The sequence below is a fragment of the Deinococcus aestuarii genome (genome assembly GCF_018863415.1).
Lineage (GTDB): Bacteria > Deinococcota > Deinococci > Deinococcales > Deinococcaceae > Deinococcus > Deinococcus aestuarii.
The window spans coordinates 83,049-97,249 of the sequence record NZ_JAHKSN010000019.1 but is presented as its reverse complement, the minus strand read 5'-3'; the positions used below and the strand labels follow the sequence as shown (position 1 = coordinate 97,249).

The window sequence follows — 14,201 nt, the reverse complement described above, 5'->3', positions numbered from 1 at the left end:
AGCAGGAAATGATACGTCTCGTCATCGACATCACTCGGGTACCCTTGTCGCACCATCCCCCATTCTGCTCACCACAGACCCTCTCCCCTCAACTTGGAACGCCTTTTACACAGCCTCTAGGACCTCGCCAGTGGGGGAGGCCAGGGCGACGTTCAATGCTCGCCCAATAGAGGGCGAGGCCTGACCCGGTAGGATGCCTCCACCGGGCACGCGTCCCTCTTCCTCACACCGTGGGGATGGCCCGAGGAGTTGTTCAAAATGAGGTTGCACATGACCTTTTCCCCACGCTTGTGGGGACGTTTCGCGGTGGGGCTTCCTGCGCCCGCCGCCCCAACCCCTACGGCTGGTGGTCGGGGGGGAGGGCCGCCGTGGCGAACCAGAAGGCACCGAAGGAGCGGATGACCTCGACGAATTCCTCCAGGGTGACGGGCTTGGGGATATAGGCGTTGGCGTGCAGGTTGTAGCTGCGCCAGATGTCCTGCTCGGCACGCGAGGTGGTCAGCACGATCACCGGGATGTTCCGCAGGTCGGCATCGACCTTGAGGACGTCGAGCACTTCCAGGCCGCCCATGCGGGGCATGTTCAGGTCGAGCAAAATCACGTCTGGACGGGGAGCGGCGGCGTGGTCGCCCTCGCGGCGCAGGAAGGCCAGGGCCTCGACCCCGTCGCGGGCGAGGTGCAGCGAGTGCGGAAAGTCGGCCTCGCTGAAGGCTTCCTCGGTCAGCAGGATGTCGGCGGCGTTGTCCTCGACGAGGAGGATGTCGAGGGACTTCATGGCCCCGGGACCTCGGCGAGCGCCAGGAGACGGGCCTGCGGAGGGCGACACGAACGTGGGCCGCTCCCGGAGGTGCCCGGCGCCACAGGGCCCGGACAGGCCAGCAGGAGAGAAAGCTTCATGGGACCACATTCTAAGGGCAACCTGTCACAGAACCCGGACAGGAGGGGGATGGACGGCAGGGACCCGGCCCTGCGCCCTCCCGTTCCGGTGTCCCGGTGGGGTCGTCCATGGGTGCCTACGCCCCCCCGGCACCAGCCTCCGTCCCTCCATGAGCGCCCTGAGAACGGTGGCGCTCGGGAGCACGCGGGATGAGGCCGCATCGTTCCGGGTGCCGGACCGCCTGCTCGACCCCGGCGGCACATTCCCCGGCTCACCGAATGTCGCGCTGGCCGCCCGGATGGGAGGGCCCTCCCCGGTCTCTTCCGTCCTCGACGCCGCTCCCGCGCGCTGTCCGGAGACGGAGGTCGAGTTTCGCCGCCGGTCCCGGCCCTCCTCCTACCCCTCCAGGTTTTCGGGCAGCGGAGGCTCGGGCAACGGGTCCACTTCGCCCCCCGTGAAGCGTTTGGTGAGCCAGCGGTCGAAGCGGGCCAGTCCCTCGGCCTGCCGGGCGTAGGCGGCGTTCAGCGCCCGCAACCGGGCGTGGACCGCCCGCAGCCGCTCGTCGCCGAGGGGGATGTCGGCCCGCGTCCAGTCGCGGCGGTAGGTGCCGCCCATGTCGTGGGTGGCGCGGCGCAAGACCACCATGTCGCGCACCTCGTCGAGCGGCACGCCCAGCACCCGCAGGTCCATCACGTCCCGCAGCAGCCGCAGCGCGTAGGGCCCGTACAGCGCCCGCCCCGAGGCCGTCACCTGATCGGGGGTCAGCAGGCCCAGCTCGGCGTAGTGCATGACTGTCCGCCGCGTCACCCCCGCCTCCCGGGCGAGTTCGGCGGTCGTGTAGAAGGTGAGGGTCTCGGGGCTTCGCGTCATCAGGGCGTGACCACCACCTTGCCCGTCACCCGGCGGTCCAGCAGAGCGCGCAGGGCCCCGGGCGTGCGGTCCAGGGAATAGCGTTCACTCACGAGGGGCCGGATCGTCCCGTCCCCCACCCACCCCGCCAGCCGCGCGAGGTTGCGGGCGTTACCGCGCGGGTCACGGCGGGCAAACTCCCCCCAGAACACGCCGACCAGCGACGCGCCCTTGAGCAGCGGGAGGTTGAGCGGCAGCCTCGGAATGTCACCCCCCGCGAAGCCCACCACCAGATAGCGCCCGCCCCAGCCGACCGAGCGGAAGGCGGGCTCGGCGAGGTCCCCGCCCACCGGGTCGAAGATCACGTCCGGCCCCTGGCCGCCCGTCAGCGTCTTGAGACCGCCCCGCAGGTCTTCCGAGACGTAGTTCAACGTCTCGTCCGCCCCGTGGTCGCGGGCCAGCGCCAACTTCTCGTCCGTGCTCGCCGCCGCGATCACCCGCGCCCCCAGCGCCTTCCCGATCATCACCGCCGCGAGGCCCACCCCGCCCGCCGCGCCGAGGACGAGCAGCGTTTCGCCCGCTTGGAGTTGGGCTCTATCAGCGAGCGCGTGCATCGACGTGCCGTAGGCGAGGGGGAGGCTGGCGGCGACGGCGGCGTCCATCCCCTCCGGCAGCGGCATCACGGCGTTCGCAGGCGCGAGCAGCTTCTCGGCGAAGGCTCCCGTGCCCGTGAAGGCCACCACGCGCTGACCGGGCTGGATGCCCTGCACGCCTTCTCCCACCGCCGAAACCACCCCGGCAGCCTCTGCCCCCGGCGTGAAGGGAAAGGGCGGCTTGACCTGATAGAGCCCCTGCACCATCAGCGCGTCGGGGTAGTTCACGCCCGCCGCCTCCACGTCGAGGACGATCTGGCCGGGGCCGGGGGTGGGGTCGGGAATCTCTCGGACGGTCAGGGCCTCGGGCTCGTCGAAATGGTCGCAGATCAGGGCACGCATGGGGAAACCTCCTGGGAAAGAGCTGGATGACGCCCAGTGTACGGGTCCCGCCACAGGGTGTGAACGCCCGCGTTCAAAATTGACGTGCGCGTACACGCGGCCTAAGCTGACGGGACCGCAGCAGGCACCACCCTCTTCCACGCAAAGGAGCGACCGCATGGCCCCCTTCCTGTCCCGCCGCGACCTGCAATTCCAGCTCTACGAGGTGCTGGATACCGCCTCCCTGCCCGGACGCCCCCGCTTCGCCGACCACTCCCGCGAGGTGTACGACGACGTGCTGGGCCTCGCCTACAACGTCGCCGACAGGTATTTCGCCAACCACGCCCGCGAGGCGGACCTCAACGAGCCGCACATCGAAGGCGGCAAGGTCAAACTCGTCCCCGCCGCCGCCCAGGCGATGAAGGCCTTCCGCGAGGCGGGCTTTTTCAGCGCCCACGCCGACGAGGAGCTGGGCGGGCTGGGGCTGCCCAACGTGGTCGCCCAGGCCATGCACGCCCACTTCAAGGCCGCGAACATCGGCACGAGCAGCTATCCCTTCCTGACCATCGGGAACGCCAACCTGCAACGCGCCTTCGCCTCGCCCGAGCAGCAGCAGAAATACATGCTCCCCCTCCTCGAAGGCCGCTGGTTCGGCACGATGGCCCTCTCCGAGCCGCACGCGGGCTCCGGGCTGGCCGACATCCGCACCACCGCCACGCCGAGGGAGGACGGCACGTACGCCATCACCGGCACGAAGATGTGGATTTCGGCGGGCGAGCACGAGCTGTCGGAGAACATCGTCCACCTCGTCCTGGCGCGTATCAGGGGCGGTCCCTCGGGGGTGAAGGGCATCTCCCTCTTCATCGTGCCCCGATACCGGGTGAACGAGGACGGCAGTCTCGGCGAGTCCAACAATGTCGTGCTGGCGGGCCTGAATCACAAGATGGGCTACCGGGGCACCACGAACACGCTGCTGAACTTCGGGGAGGGCGGCGAGACGGTCGGGGAGCTGATCGGCGAGCCCGGCCAGGGCCTGCGCTACATGTTCCACATGATGAACGGCGCCCGCATCGGCGTGGGGATGGGCGCCGTCATGCAGGGCTACGCGGGCTACCTCGCCAGCCTGGAATACGCCCGCGAGCGGCGGCAGGGGCGGCACGCGAGCAACAAGGACCCGGGGAGCGAACCCGTCGCCATCATCGAACATGCCGACGTGCGGCGCCTGTTGCTGCGGCAGAAGAGCTTCGTGGAGGGCGGCCTCGCGCTCGGCTTGTACGCCGCGCACCTGGAGGACGAGATCGAGACCGGGCCGGAGGAGGCCAGGCGGGACACCGAACTCCTCCTCGACCTCCTGACGCCCATCGTCAAGAGTTGGCCGAGCAAATACAGCCAGGAGGCGCTGAGCGACGCGATTCAGGTGATGGGCGGCGCCGGGTATACCCGCGACTACCCGGTCGAGATGTACTACCGCGACAACCGCCTCAACCCCATCCACGAGGGCACGGAGGGCATCCAGGGCAACGACCTCCTGGGGCGCAAGGTGTCGCAGGCGGGCGGGCGCGGGCTACACGTCCTGTTGGAACGGATGCGGGGAGACCTGGAGGACTCTCACGGGTTTGAAGGACTGGACGAGATTCGCTATGCCCTCGTGGAGGCGATGACCCAAAGCAGCGCGGCCCTCCAGACCATCCTCGAACGGGCGCCTGAACTCGGCCCCGACCTCTTCCTGGCGAACGCGAACAGCGCCCTGGAGATGTTCGGGCATACCGTGATCGGCTGGATGTGGCTGCGGCAGGCCATCGCCGCCGCCCGCCGACTTCCCGAGGCGCGCGGCGACGACGCCGACTTCTACCGGGGCAAGCTCCAGGCCGCCCGCTTCTTCGCCACCCACGAGCTGCCGAAGGTGCAGGCGCACGCGGACCTGCTGGCGAGCGCGGACCGGACGACGTTCGAGATGCAGGGGGCGTGGTTCTAGTGGAGCGGTCAGCCGTCAGCTCTCAGCCGTCAGCGGAACAGGATTTTCACCGGGTCGCGGTCGGTGGCAGGAACCTCGCATACCTGGAGGTTTCTCCGCCTCAGCCGCGCGCTAACGTCCTCTTCCTCGCCTGGCTAGGTGGCTCGCGGCTCGGGTGGGAGGGGATGGTGGGGGAGGTCGGGAAGGAGTACCGCGCCCTCGCCCCCGACCACCGGGACACGGGCGACTCCGACCCCTTCGAGGACGCCTTCACGCTCGCCGACCTCGCCGATGACGCCGCCGAGTTCCTGCGGTCGGTGGACGCCGCGCCCGCCTTTGTCGTCGGGCTGAGCATGGGCGGCATGGTCGCGCAGCACCTCGCGCTGCGGCACCCGGACCTCGTGCGCGGGCTGGTACTCGTCTCGACCACGCCGGGCGGGGCGGACTCGACCCCGGCCACCGAGCGGGGCCGCGCGGCCCTCTTCCTGCCCGCCGACATGGAGGCGCGGGAACGGGCGCGGGAGGCATTGACGCTGATGACGCACGACGGCTTCACGTCGGCCAATCCGGCGATGCTCGACCTCGCCGCCCGTCACGCCGAGCGCCACCCCATGAGCGAAGCGAGCTTCAAGCGGCAATTCCGGGCGATCCGCGCGCACGACACGACCCCGGACCTCGCCCGCCTCACCGTTCCTACTCTCGTGCTGCACGGCGAGCGCGACGACCTCATTCCCCTGCCGAACGCCGAGCGGCTGGCGTCGGGAATTCCCGGAGCACAGTTGCACGTCTACCCGGGCACAGGGCACATGCCGCACCTAGAGCGCCCACGGGAATTTCTGGCGGACCTGCGAGGGTTTCTGGGTGGCGAGGCCATTACTTCAGGGCCGGAAAACGGTCGCGGCTGAACGGGAGGCTTTCCACCCCCTTGCCCATGTTGACGAGCAGCCGGGCGGAGGTGGCCTGGCTGATCATGGCCCGCTCGGTGGTGGAGAGGCGGTCGGGGACGAAGGGATAGGTGCAGACGGTGGGGGTGCCATAGTTGGAGCTACAGGCCCTGTTCTTGTCCGCGAGTCTGCCGTCCACATACATGCTGATTCGTCCCAACTCGGCATGATTGGCGTCGTAAAAGGCAAGGGCCGCTGCCAGACCAGACGTGTTCCCGATGTACGTGTTGTGCTTGACGCTCACGATGAAATCCAGTTGCGGCACCGAGTCCGGCTTGACCCGTAATTTGGCCCCGGCCTCCTGACATGCGAGGAAGATGGAGTTGTACGAGGTATCCACGGTGATGGTGCCCTCGGTCGAGTTGAACTCGGCCCGGCCGGGCGGGCTGGCCGACACCCCCTTCGAGGCCGAGGCGTACCCTTCCGCGCACGCCTGCTGCCGCGTCGCCTCATCCGGGAAGAAGAAGGAGTAAACCCAGCCGGACGACGTGGTGGGAACCGCCGGGGCAGGCACGGCCGCGAGGCTCGCCCCGGGTGCGACGGTGGCCGTTCCGGCCGCCTGGACCGCTGGCGCCGCCCGCAGCCGGGCGACGTAGGTGTCGAAGGCGGGGCTGGAAAGGAACTTCTGAACCAGCTTGCCCGCGCAGTCGGCGGCGGCCTTGTCGTCGTCCGAGTTGACCTGGAGGTAGCCGGTCCACCGGATCCAGGTCGTGAAGCCGCCGCTCGTACCCTCGCAGGTGTCCTGCCAGAGCACGGCGTTGTTGGAGGCGTCCACGAACTCGGCGCTGGCCCGCACCGTCTTGCCGTTGAGACACCCGACCACGGGCAGGCACAGGCGGCCCCCGCTCGAAACCGACGTGATGCCCCCGTTGAGGTTCAGAGCGTTGGGAGACGCGCTGCGAACCGCCTGTACGGCGCCGCTGCTGACCAGGGCCTGTTCCATCGCACTCTGAAAGGTGGCGTTCACGCTGTTCCCGCAGTACCCGCCCCGGCACCAGTTCGGGCCGATGTACACCGTGGTCTGGGGGAGAGCCGGGGCCGTCTGGGCTCCCGCCCGAGCGCCCAGGGCCAACCCGGCCAGAAGTGCGAGATGACCCGCGCGGCGCATCGGAAACGGTGAATCCTGCCTGCTCTGGCCTCGGCTCATCCTGTTTCTCCCCCGTCTTGACTTGGAACGGCTGACTTCCCCCACCGGAAGGCCTCCCCACGAGCCCGGAGTGGTGTCCAGTAGTGTGACATATTTACCAATTGATTCTCTCGAGTTGGTGCCGGTCGTCTCGTCGCACCACCAGGGGAGACGAGGCCGCGAGTGTCCGCACCCGTTCAGAATTGACGCGCACGTACACTTCTCCTATGGTGGGAGGCACAGGTTCAACCCAACTCACCCAGCCCAACCGGAGGCTCACCTATGGCACTCAAGGAACTGTTCGACCTCACCGGCAAAGTCGCCCTGATCACCGGAGGCTCACGCGGCCTCGGCCTGCAAATCGCGGAGGGGCTGGGCGAGTACGGCGCCACCGTGGTGCTCACCGCCCGCAAGCAGAACGAGTTGGACGAGGCCAAGGCTCATCTGGAGGGCCTGGGCGTTACCGCGCACGTCTACCAGAACGACCTCTCCCAGTTCGAGACCATCGAGCCGCTCGTGGAGCGCATCGTGTCCGAGGTCGGCCCCATTCACATCCTCGTGAACAACGCGGGGGCCACCTGGGGCGCGCCCGCCGAGGAGCACCCCTTCGACGCGTGGCTCAAGGTCATCAACCTGAACGTCAACGGCCTGTTCCTCCTCACACAGGCGGTGGGGCGGCGCTGCATGATCCCCGCCCGCGCGGGCCGCGTGGTGAACGTCGCCTCCGTCGCCGGGCTCAAGGGCAACAGCCCGCGCATGGCCGGGACGGTCGCCTACAACACGTCGAAGGGGGCGGTCGTCAACCTCACCCGCGCCCTCGCCTCCGAGTGGGCCAAGTACGACATCACCGTCAACTCGATCTGCCCCGGCTACTTCCCCACCAAGATGACGAAGGGCACCATCGCCTACGGGGAGGAGACCATCCTCGGCGCCACGCCCCTGGGTCGTCTCGGCGGGCCCGAAGACCTCAAGGGCCTTGCCCTGCTGCTGTCCAGCGACGCCTCGGCCTACATGACCGGGCAGAACATCGCGGTGGACGGCGGGGTGACGGCGATTTGAGGGGTTAGGAGTTAGGGATTAGGAATTGGGAAAACTAACGCCTAATCCCTAACCCCTAACTCCTCTGAAAGGAGGCACCATGACCGCCATTCCCCTCCCCGACCTCCGCGCCCGTATCGGCCAGGAGATCGCCCTCTCCGACTGGGTGACCGTCACTCAGGAGATGGTGAACGAGTTCGCCGACGCGACTGGAGATCACCAGTTCATCCACGTGGACCCCGAGCGGGCGGCGCAGACTCCTTTCGGCGGCCCCATCGCGCACGGCTTCCTGACCCTCTCGCTCTTGGCAGGACACTTCTCGACCGGGGGCGGCTCTCCCCGGCTGGAGGGAGCGCGGATGGTCGTGAACTACGGCCTCAATCGCGTGCGGTTCATCTCGCCCGTGCCCGTGGGAAGTCGCCTGCGCAACCGTGGAACGCTCGTCGGCGTGGAGGATGGCAGCGGCTACGCCCAACTGACCGTCGCCAACACCATCGAGATCGAGGGGAGTGAACGGCCCGCCGCGACGGCGGAGACGGTGATGCGGGTGTATCTATGACGACGCTCGACGGAACTGACGCGATTGCCTTCGCCCAGCGTGTCCTCGACTCCCAGCCCTTCAGCGTGCTCGTGGGAGCCAGGGTCGAGGACATGTCGCCCTCGGGCGTGGTCGTGCGGGTGCCCTTCCGACAGGAGATCACGCAGCACCACGGCTTCGCGCACGGGGGCGTGCAGGCGGCGCTCGCCGACATCGCCCTCACCTTCATGGGGGCGGCGGCGCTGGGGCCGAGCGTCCTCACCTCGGAGTTCAAGATCAACTTCGTGAAGCCCGGTATCGGTGAGGCGCTGGTCGCCCGCGCGAGCGTCCTCAGCGCCGGGAGGCGGCAGGCCGTGACCCGCTGCGACATCTTCGCCGTGCAGGGGGGCGAGGAGAAGCTGGTCGCCACTGCCCTTGGCACCATTGTCACGGCGGACGTGCCTCCGGCGGGAGGAGGGACGTGACCCCGTGACCACTCCCGACCCCTCCACCCTCACCCGTGACCTGCTCGAACGCGCCATCGAGACGAGCGAGTTCACGCGGTTCATGGGCACGCGCCTCACCCACTTCGAGAACGGGCGGGTCGAGATCGAGATCGACCTCAAGCCCGTCCTGACCCAGCACCACGGCTACGCGCACGGGGCGGTGATCGGCTACCTCGCGGACACCGTGAGTGCCTGGGCCGCCGCCTCGGTCGCCGGGGACGTGGTGACTTCGGAGTACAAGCTGAACCTGCTCGCCCCCGCCAAGGGCGAGACGCTGTGGGCACGCGGCGAGGTGCTGCGCGCGGGCCGCCGCCAGGTCGTCGTGCGGGCCGACGTGTACGCCCGGAGTGGGGGAGAGGACACCCTCGTCGCGGCGGCGCTGGCGACGATCTCACCCGTCGGCGGGCGCCCGGGTCGGGAGGACACGGCGTGACCGTCTACCTGCTGGAGCGGGACGGCGTGCTGCTGGCGCGGATGCCGCTCAGCCACGTTGAGCCCTTCAGCGTCCACTGCACCTTCGAGCCGCTGCCCACCTTCGAGCCCTACCGCGCCCTGTTCGAGGAGGACGCCCGCCTCGCCGAGGAGCTGGTCACCGATCCCGACCCCGCCCTGCTGGGCCGCGCCGAGGCGCTGCTGGAGCGCATCCTGGCCCTGGGCCTCTCGGTGCGGCGCGAGGGCGGGGGCATCCACCGCGAGGTCCTTATCGGCATCGAAGACCATACCGCCCACTTTCGCCCCCTGAAGCTGGAGGAGGAACCGCTATGACGATGTTCGACGTTTCGCCCCGCACCCGCGACCTGCACGCCCGCCTCAGCAACTTCATGGAGGAGCACATCTACCCCAACGAGGCCGAGTTTGGCCGCCAGGTGAACGAGGGCAACCGCTGGGAGCATGTGCAGCTCATCGAGGACCTGAAGCCGAGGGCGCGCGCCGAGGGCCTGTGGAACCTCTTCCTGCCGCCCGCCTCCGACCCGCAGGGCAAGTTCGGGCCGGGTCTGAGCAACTTGGAGTACGCCCCACTGTGCGAGGTGATGGGCCGGGTGTGGTGGGCGCCCGAAATCTTTAACTGCAATGCGCCCGATACCGGCAACATGGAAGTGCTCGCCCGCTACGGCACCCCCAAGCAGCAGGAGCGCTGGCTGACCCCCCTCCTGAACGGCGAGATTCGCTCCGCCTTCTCCATGACCGAGCCCGAGGTGGCGTCGAGCGACGCGACGAACATCCAGGCGAGCATCGTGCGCGACGGCGACGGGTACGTCATCAACGCGCGGAAGTGGTGGACCTCCGGCGCGGGCGACCCCCGCTGCGCGGTCAGCATCTTCATGGGCAAGACGGACCCGCAGGCCGAGCGCCACCTCCAGCAGTCCATGATCCTGATTCCGATGGACGCGCCCGGCGTGACCATCAACCGCATGCTCACCGTCTTCGGCTACGACGACGCCCCGCACGGCCACGCGGAGATGACTTTCGAGAACGTGCGGGTGCCCGCGTCCAACCTCCTGCTCGGGGAGGGGCGCGGCTTCGAGATCGCGCAGGGGCGGCTGGGGCCGGGGCGCATCCACCACTGCATGAGGCTGATCGGGCAGGCGGAGCGGGCGCTGGACCTGATGGTGGAGCGGGCCGGGGCGCGCGTCGCCTTCGGCAAGCCACTCGGCGGGCACCAGCACGTCCGCGAGGCCATCGCGCACAGCCGCATGGAGATCGACCAGGCGCGGCTGCTGACCATGCAGGCCGCGCACATGATGGACACGGTGGGCAACAAAGAGGCGCGCGGGCAGATCGCGGCGATCAAGGTGGTCGCGCCCAACGTCGCCCTGCGGGTGATCGACCGCGCCATCCAGATTTTCGGTGGCGCGGGCGTCAGCCAGGACACGCCCCTCGCCAACATGTACGCCCAGGCCCGCACCCTGCGCCTCGCCGACGGCCCCGACATCGTTCACACCGAGACGGTGGCGAAGGAGGAGATGAAGCGGCAAGGGCGGGCGAAGGAGCGGCGGGCGGAGGTGGTGGGGGACTGAGGCTTTAACCGGGTTAGAATCAAGCCATGCGCAAGCGCCTCACCACCGTCGGTAAGTCACGGGCCGTCATCCTGCCCAAGGAGCTGTTGGAGCTGTACCGCTTCGAGGACGAGGTGGAGATTGAGCCCACCGAGGGCGGCCTGATCCTGCGCCCCGCCCGCAAGGGGATGACCTTTGAGGACGCCAGAGCCAAGCTGTTCCGTGAGAAGCGCGACCTGCTCCAGCGACTCAGCGACGCGTGATCGTTTACCTGACCCCCGGTCAGGTGGTGGAACTGCACGACGAGGCCATTGCCGCCTTCGGGGGAGCAGGCGGCGTTCGGGACGCGGGTGTACTGGCTTCGGCCCTCGCCCAGCCCGCGATGGAGGCGTTCGGAGTGGAGCTTTACCCGTCGCTGGTGGAGAAGGCCGCCGCTCTCCTGTTCTTCCTGGCGCGGGGGCACGCCTTCGTGGACGGCAACAAGCGGACGGCCTACGCGGCCACCTACGTCTTCTTGCTGCTGAACGGCGCGGAGCTGAGCGGCCCGGATGACGCCGTGTTCGAGCTGGTGCTGAGAACGGCGCGGGGAGAGCTGCTTGACCCTCGCGCCGTCGCGGAGGAGTTACGGCCCCTGCTCACGTTGGTGTGACCCTACTCACTTCGTTACGGCTGTTAAAGTGAGGTAAGGAGGTGAGTAAGGATGACCACCAAACCACAGGAGCGGCGCGTTCACCGGGCCACCGTGACCAGCAAGGGGCAGTTGACCCTCCCTAAAGCATTGCGGGATCGGTTTGGGCTGGAGTCGGGGAGCGTCGTGGATTTCGTGGAGGAGGGTGAGACGGTGACCATGCAACCGGCCAGGAGGCGCCGCCGCAGTTTCACGGAAGCTATCGGCACGCTGGAACCCCCGGCTGGAATGACCGCCGATGAGTACATCAGCGATATGCGGCATGACCCCGGCGACCGCGACATCCTGCAAAGCGGGCCGGGGGTCAAGAAGATTACCTACATCGAAGACTTGCCGAGGTGACCTGTTTCTGCCTCGGCTCTGTGAACTCACCCCGCGGGGTGATGCCCCTCCGCCCAGCCAGCCTCCAGACATGACCCAGCCTGCCGCCATCTGCCTCGATTCCAACGTGATTCTCGCCCTGCGGTTTCGGGAGCCGAAAGCAGAAGCCATCGCACGGCGGCTCGATGCTGCCGCTCACCTCATCGTCTGCGGCCCCGTCGTCGCGGAACTCACGCCCCGTGATCCCCGTGCCGAGGAGTGGTTGCAGGAGTTCGGTGTCGAGGTCGACTGGACGCTAGGCCGCAGGGTGTGGCGCCGGGTAGGCGAGTTGCACGCCGGGTATGTGGAGAGGCGGCGGCTGTCCGGAGGTGGACTGCCACGGCGCCCCGTCACGGACTACCTGATCGGCGCCCACGCCGAGGTGAGCGGCCTGCCTCTCCTCACCCTCAACCCAGCGGATTACGCGTCCTTCGCCGAACTCGAAGTTCTGACCGTCAAGGGAGAATGAATTCATGGAATTCCAGAACAAAGTCATCGTCGTCACCGGCTCCGCCTCCGGCATCGGTCTCGCGCTGGCGACCCGTTTCGCGCGGGAGGGCGCGACCGTCATCGCCTCCGACCTCAACGCCGAGGTGGGCGCACAGAAGGCGTCGGAGATCGGCGCCCGCTTCGTGCCCGCGAACGTCGCTAAGGAAGAGGACATCCAGGCCCTCATCGACGACGTGCTCTCGCAGGAGGGGCGCATCGACCTCTTCTGCTCGAACGCCGGAATCGCCATCGGCGCGGGGCCGGAGACGCCCGACAGGCAGTGGGACCTCATCCACAAGGTCAACGTGATGAGCCACGTCTGGGCCGCCCGCCACGTCCTGCCGCACATGCTCAAACGCGGCGAGGGCCACCTGCTGAACACGGCGTCGGCGGCGGGACTCCTGACCGAACTGCACTCCGCCCCCTACGCGGTGACCAAGCACGCCGCACTCGCCTTTGCCGAGTGGCTGGCGATCACCTACGGGGACCGGGGCATCAAGGTCAGTTGCCTGTGCCCGGAGGGCGTCTGGACCCCCATGATCCAGAATGCACCCATCCTCCAGCAGACGGCGATCACGACAGACGAACTCGTCGAGAAGACGCTGGAAGTGCTGCGCCGGGACGGCTTCCTGATCACGACGCATCCCACGACCCTCCAGTCCTTCCAGAACAAGGCCGCCGATTACGACGGCTGGATCGGCAAGATGCGAAGGTTGCGCGAGAAGGCGATGGCGCTGCTGGCCGCGCACGGCGGTTCGGCGTTCGGGGCGGGGGAGAGGCCGCAGTGACCCGCCCCGACACCGCCCCCGTCCGCCCCGGCGAGGAGTTGCCTGAAGGCCCGCTGCGGGAGGCCCTGCGCGGCCAGGTGGAAGGGGATCTGGACGCTCTCGCCGTCGAGCAGTTCCCCGGCGGCTTTTCCAACCTGACCTACCTCGTCCGGCTGGGTGATCAGGAGTACGTGCTGCGCCGCGCGCCCCTCGGCCCGGTGGCGGCGAAGGCCCACGACATGCCGCGCGAGTTCCGGCTGCTGGAACGCGTTCACCCGGTCCTGCCCGTCGCGCCGAAGCCCATCCTGCTCGTCGAGGACGCGGGCGTGCTCGGTGCCCCCTTCTACCTGATGGAGCGGCGGCGCGGGACGGTGGTGAGGACGCGGCTGCCCTCTGAATACGCCTCTGTGCCCGACGCCCCCCGGAAGCTCTCGCAGGCGCTGGCGGACACCCTCGCCGACCTGCACGCGGTGGACATCGACGCGGCGGGGTTGCGGGGGCTGGGCAAGCCGGAGGGCTTCAACGGGCGGCAGGTCGAGGGCTGGGCGGGAAGGTGGCGCCGCGCCCGCACCGACGACATGCCCCCGGTGGACGAACTGCACGACGAGGACGTGATCGCGTGGCTGACCGCGCACACGCCCCCCGAGACGGCCCACACCCTCGTCCACAACGACTTCAAGCTCGACAACCTGATGCTCGACCCAGGCGACCCCTCGCGGGTGGTCGCCCTCCTCGACTGGGAGATGACGACCGTGGGTGACCCGCTGGTGGACCTGGGCCTGACCCTCACCTACTGGACGATGCCGGAGATGCCCGGCCGCGAGCCCAACCGGGTGGGGGCGGTGGCGAGCGCGCAAGGGTACTTCACCCGCGAGGAGTTCCTGGGCCGCTACGCCGGGCAGAGTGGGCGGGACGTGGGACGCGTCGCGTGGTACGAGGTGCTGGGGCATTTCAAGCTCGCCGTGATCGTGGGGCAGATTTACGCCCGTTACCGCACGGGGCAGACGCGGGACGCCCGCTTCGCGCCGCTGGGTGGGCAGGCCCAGTGGCTGATCGGGGAGGCGTGGCGGCGGATCGAGGGGACGCGGGAGTAGGGGCGGTGCCTCTCTTCCGTG

The 14,201-nt window shown here is 68.7% G+C and carries 18 protein-coding genes; 14 read left to right on the top strand and 4 right to left on the bottom strand.

Going from position 1 to position 14,201, the window contains the following annotated elements:
• Positions 1-337 precede the first annotated feature (337 nt).
• The 3 genes from IC605_RS18685 to IC605_RS18675 all read right to left on the bottom strand — a co-directional run bounded on the left by IC605_RS18685 (position 338) and on the right by IC605_RS18675 (position 2,721).
• Entirely contained in the window at positions 338-775 is a 438-nt protein-coding gene (locus IC605_RS18685) for a response regulator (RefSeq protein WP_216327707.1), read from the bottom strand.
• A 498-nt stretch (positions 776-1,273) separates the two neighbouring features.
• Positions 1,274-1,747, bottom strand: coding sequence for a MerR family transcriptional regulator (locus tag IC605_RS18680; RefSeq protein ID WP_216327706.1), 474 nt, complete (start codon positions 1,745-1,747; stop codon positions 1,274-1,276).
• Positions 1,747-2,721: an NADPH:quinone oxidoreductase family protein gene (locus IC605_RS18675; RefSeq protein WP_216327705.1), complete on the bottom strand. Its 975-nt coding sequence runs from the start codon at positions 2,719-2,721 to the stop codon at positions 1,747-1,749. The genes IC605_RS18680 and IC605_RS18675 overlap by 1 nt, the downstream gene beginning before the upstream one ends.
• Positions 2,722-2,878: 157 nt before the next feature.
• Between IC605_RS18675 and IC605_RS18670 the strand changes: the two genes are divergently transcribed.
• Positions 2,879-4,675: an acyl-CoA dehydrogenase gene (locus IC605_RS18670; RefSeq protein WP_216327702.1), complete on the top strand. Its 1,797-nt coding sequence runs from the start codon at positions 2,879-2,881 to the stop codon at positions 4,673-4,675.
• Entirely contained in the window at positions 4,666-5,559 is an 894-nt protein-coding gene (locus IC605_RS18665) for an alpha/beta fold hydrolase (RefSeq protein ID WP_343216671.1), read from the top strand. The genes IC605_RS18670 and IC605_RS18665 overlap by 10 nt, the downstream gene beginning before the upstream one ends.
• Here IC605_RS18665 and IC605_RS18660 read toward each other — a convergent pair.
• The gene (locus tag IC605_RS18660; RefSeq protein WP_216327699.1) at positions 5,528-6,745 is read right to left on the bottom strand and encodes a hypothetical protein; all 1,218 of its coding nucleotides are present in this window, start codon (positions 6,743-6,745) and stop codon (positions 5,528-5,530) included. The two genes, IC605_RS18665 and IC605_RS18660, sit on opposite strands and share 32 nt — an antisense overlap.
• A gap of 261 nt (positions 6,746-7,006) precedes the next feature.
• Here IC605_RS18660 and IC605_RS18655 point away from each other — a divergent pair, with 261 nt between their 5' ends.
• From IC605_RS18655 to IC605_RS18600, 12 genes are all read left to right on the top strand, one after another.
• Complete coding sequence (locus tag IC605_RS18655; protein ID WP_216327696.1) at positions 7,007-7,783, top strand: SDR family oxidoreductase; 777 nt, start codon at positions 7,007-7,009, stop codon at positions 7,781-7,783.
• Between the two features lie 79 nt (positions 7,784-7,862).
• On the top strand, positions 7,863-8,321 hold the full coding sequence (locus tag IC605_RS18650; RefSeq protein ID WP_216327693.1) for a MaoC family dehydratase: 459 nt from the start codon (positions 7,863-7,865) through the stop codon (positions 8,319-8,321).
• Positions 8,318-8,764: a PaaI family thioesterase gene (locus tag IC605_RS18645; RefSeq protein ID WP_216327690.1), complete on the top strand. Its 447-nt coding sequence runs from the start codon at positions 8,318-8,320 to the stop codon at positions 8,762-8,764. The genes IC605_RS18650 and IC605_RS18645 overlap by 4 nt, the downstream gene beginning before the upstream one ends.
• Before the next feature lie 4 nt (positions 8,765-8,768).
• On the top strand, positions 8,769-9,218 hold the full coding sequence (locus tag IC605_RS18640; RefSeq protein WP_343216670.1) for a PaaI family thioesterase: 450 nt from the start codon (positions 8,769-8,771) through the stop codon (positions 9,216-9,218).
• On the top strand, positions 9,215-9,550 hold the full coding sequence (locus IC605_RS18635) for a hypothetical protein (protein WP_343216669.1): 336 nt from the start codon (positions 9,215-9,217) through the stop codon (positions 9,548-9,550). Before IC605_RS18640 ends, IC605_RS18635 begins: the two co-directional genes overlap by 4 nt.
• Positions 9,547-10,803 (top strand): acyl-CoA dehydrogenase family protein, encoded by a 1,257-nt coding sequence (locus tag IC605_RS18630; RefSeq protein WP_216327687.1) that lies wholly within the window; start codon positions 9,547-9,549, stop codon positions 10,801-10,803. The genes IC605_RS18635 and IC605_RS18630 overlap by 4 nt, the downstream gene beginning before the upstream one ends.
• Positions 10,804-10,829: 26 nt before the next feature.
• The gene (locus IC605_RS18625) at positions 10,830-11,045 is read left to right on the top strand and encodes an AbrB/MazE/SpoVT family DNA-binding domain-containing protein (RefSeq protein WP_216327684.1); all 216 of its coding nucleotides are present in this window, start codon (positions 10,830-10,832) and stop codon (positions 11,043-11,045) included.
• On the top strand, positions 11,042-11,431 hold the full coding sequence (locus IC605_RS18620; RefSeq protein WP_216327681.1) for a type II toxin-antitoxin system death-on-curing family toxin: 390 nt from the start codon (positions 11,042-11,044) through the stop codon (positions 11,429-11,431). The genes IC605_RS18625 and IC605_RS18620 overlap by 4 nt, the downstream gene beginning before the upstream one ends.
• Before the next feature lie 51 nt (positions 11,432-11,482).
• Positions 11,483-11,812: an AbrB/MazE/SpoVT family DNA-binding domain-containing protein gene (locus IC605_RS18615; protein WP_216327678.1), complete on the top strand. Its 330-nt coding sequence runs from the start codon at positions 11,483-11,485 to the stop codon at positions 11,810-11,812.
• 70 nt (positions 11,813-11,882) lie between these two features.
• Positions 11,883-12,299 carry a type II toxin-antitoxin system VapC family toxin gene (locus IC605_RS18610; protein ID WP_216327675.1) on the top strand — a complete coding sequence of 139 codons (417 nt, stop codon included), beginning with the start codon at positions 11,883-11,885 and terminating at the stop codon, positions 12,297-12,299.
• 4 nt (positions 12,300-12,303) lie between these two features.
• Complete coding sequence (locus IC605_RS18605; protein ID WP_216327673.1) at positions 12,304-13,107, top strand: SDR family NAD(P)-dependent oxidoreductase; 804 nt, start codon at positions 12,304-12,306, stop codon at positions 13,105-13,107.
• Positions 13,104-14,180, top strand: coding sequence for a phosphotransferase family protein (locus IC605_RS18600; RefSeq protein ID WP_216327671.1), 1,077 nt, complete (start codon positions 13,104-13,106; stop codon positions 14,178-14,180). Before IC605_RS18605 ends, IC605_RS18600 begins: the two co-directional genes overlap by 4 nt.
• Positions 14,181-14,201: the final 21 nt, after the last annotated feature.

Coding starts and splice junctions, on each gene's coding strand:
- IC605_RS18630 (WP_216327687.1), top strand. CDS start 9,547: ATGACGATGTTCGACGTTTCGCCCCGCACCCGCGACCTGCACGCCCGC.
- IC605_RS18675 (WP_216327705.1), bottom strand. CDS start 2,721: ATGCGTGCCCTGATCTGCGACCATTTCGACGAGCCCGAGGCCCTGACC.
- IC605_RS18685 (WP_216327707.1), bottom strand. CDS start 775: ATGAAGTCCCTCGACATCCTCCTCGTCGAGGACAACGCCGCCGACATC.
- IC605_RS18650 (WP_216327693.1), top strand. CDS start 7,863: ATGACCGCCATTCCCCTCCCCGACCTCCGCGCCCGTATCGGCCAGGAG.
- IC605_RS18645 (WP_216327690.1), top strand. CDS start 8,318: ATGACGACGCTCGACGGAACTGACGCGATTGCCTTCGCCCAGCGTGTC.
- IC605_RS18660 (WP_216327699.1), bottom strand. CDS start 6,745: ATGAGCCGAGGCCAGAGCAGGCAGGATTCACCGTTTCCGATGCGCCGC.
- IC605_RS18625 (WP_216327684.1), top strand. CDS start 10,830: ATGCGCAAGCGCCTCACCACCGTCGGTAAGTCACGGGCCGTCATCCTG.
- IC605_RS18655 (WP_216327696.1), top strand. CDS start 7,007: ATGGCACTCAAGGAACTGTTCGACCTCACCGGCAAAGTCGCCCTGATC.
- IC605_RS18670 (WP_216327702.1), top strand. CDS start 2,879: ATGGCCCCCTTCCTGTCCCGCCGCGACCTGCAATTCCAGCTCTACGAG.
- IC605_RS18680 (WP_216327706.1), bottom strand. CDS start 1,747: ATGACGCGAAGCCCCGAGACCCTCACCTTCTACACGACCGCCGAACTC.
- IC605_RS18605 (WP_216327673.1), top strand. CDS start 12,304: ATGGAATTCCAGAACAAAGTCATCGTCGTCACCGGCTCCGCCTCCGGC.
- IC605_RS18610 (WP_216327675.1), top strand. CDS start 11,883: ATGACCCAGCCTGCCGCCATCTGCCTCGATTCCAACGTGATTCTCGCC.
- IC605_RS18615 (WP_216327678.1), top strand. CDS start 11,483: ATGACCACCAAACCACAGGAGCGGCGCGTTCACCGGGCCACCGTGACC.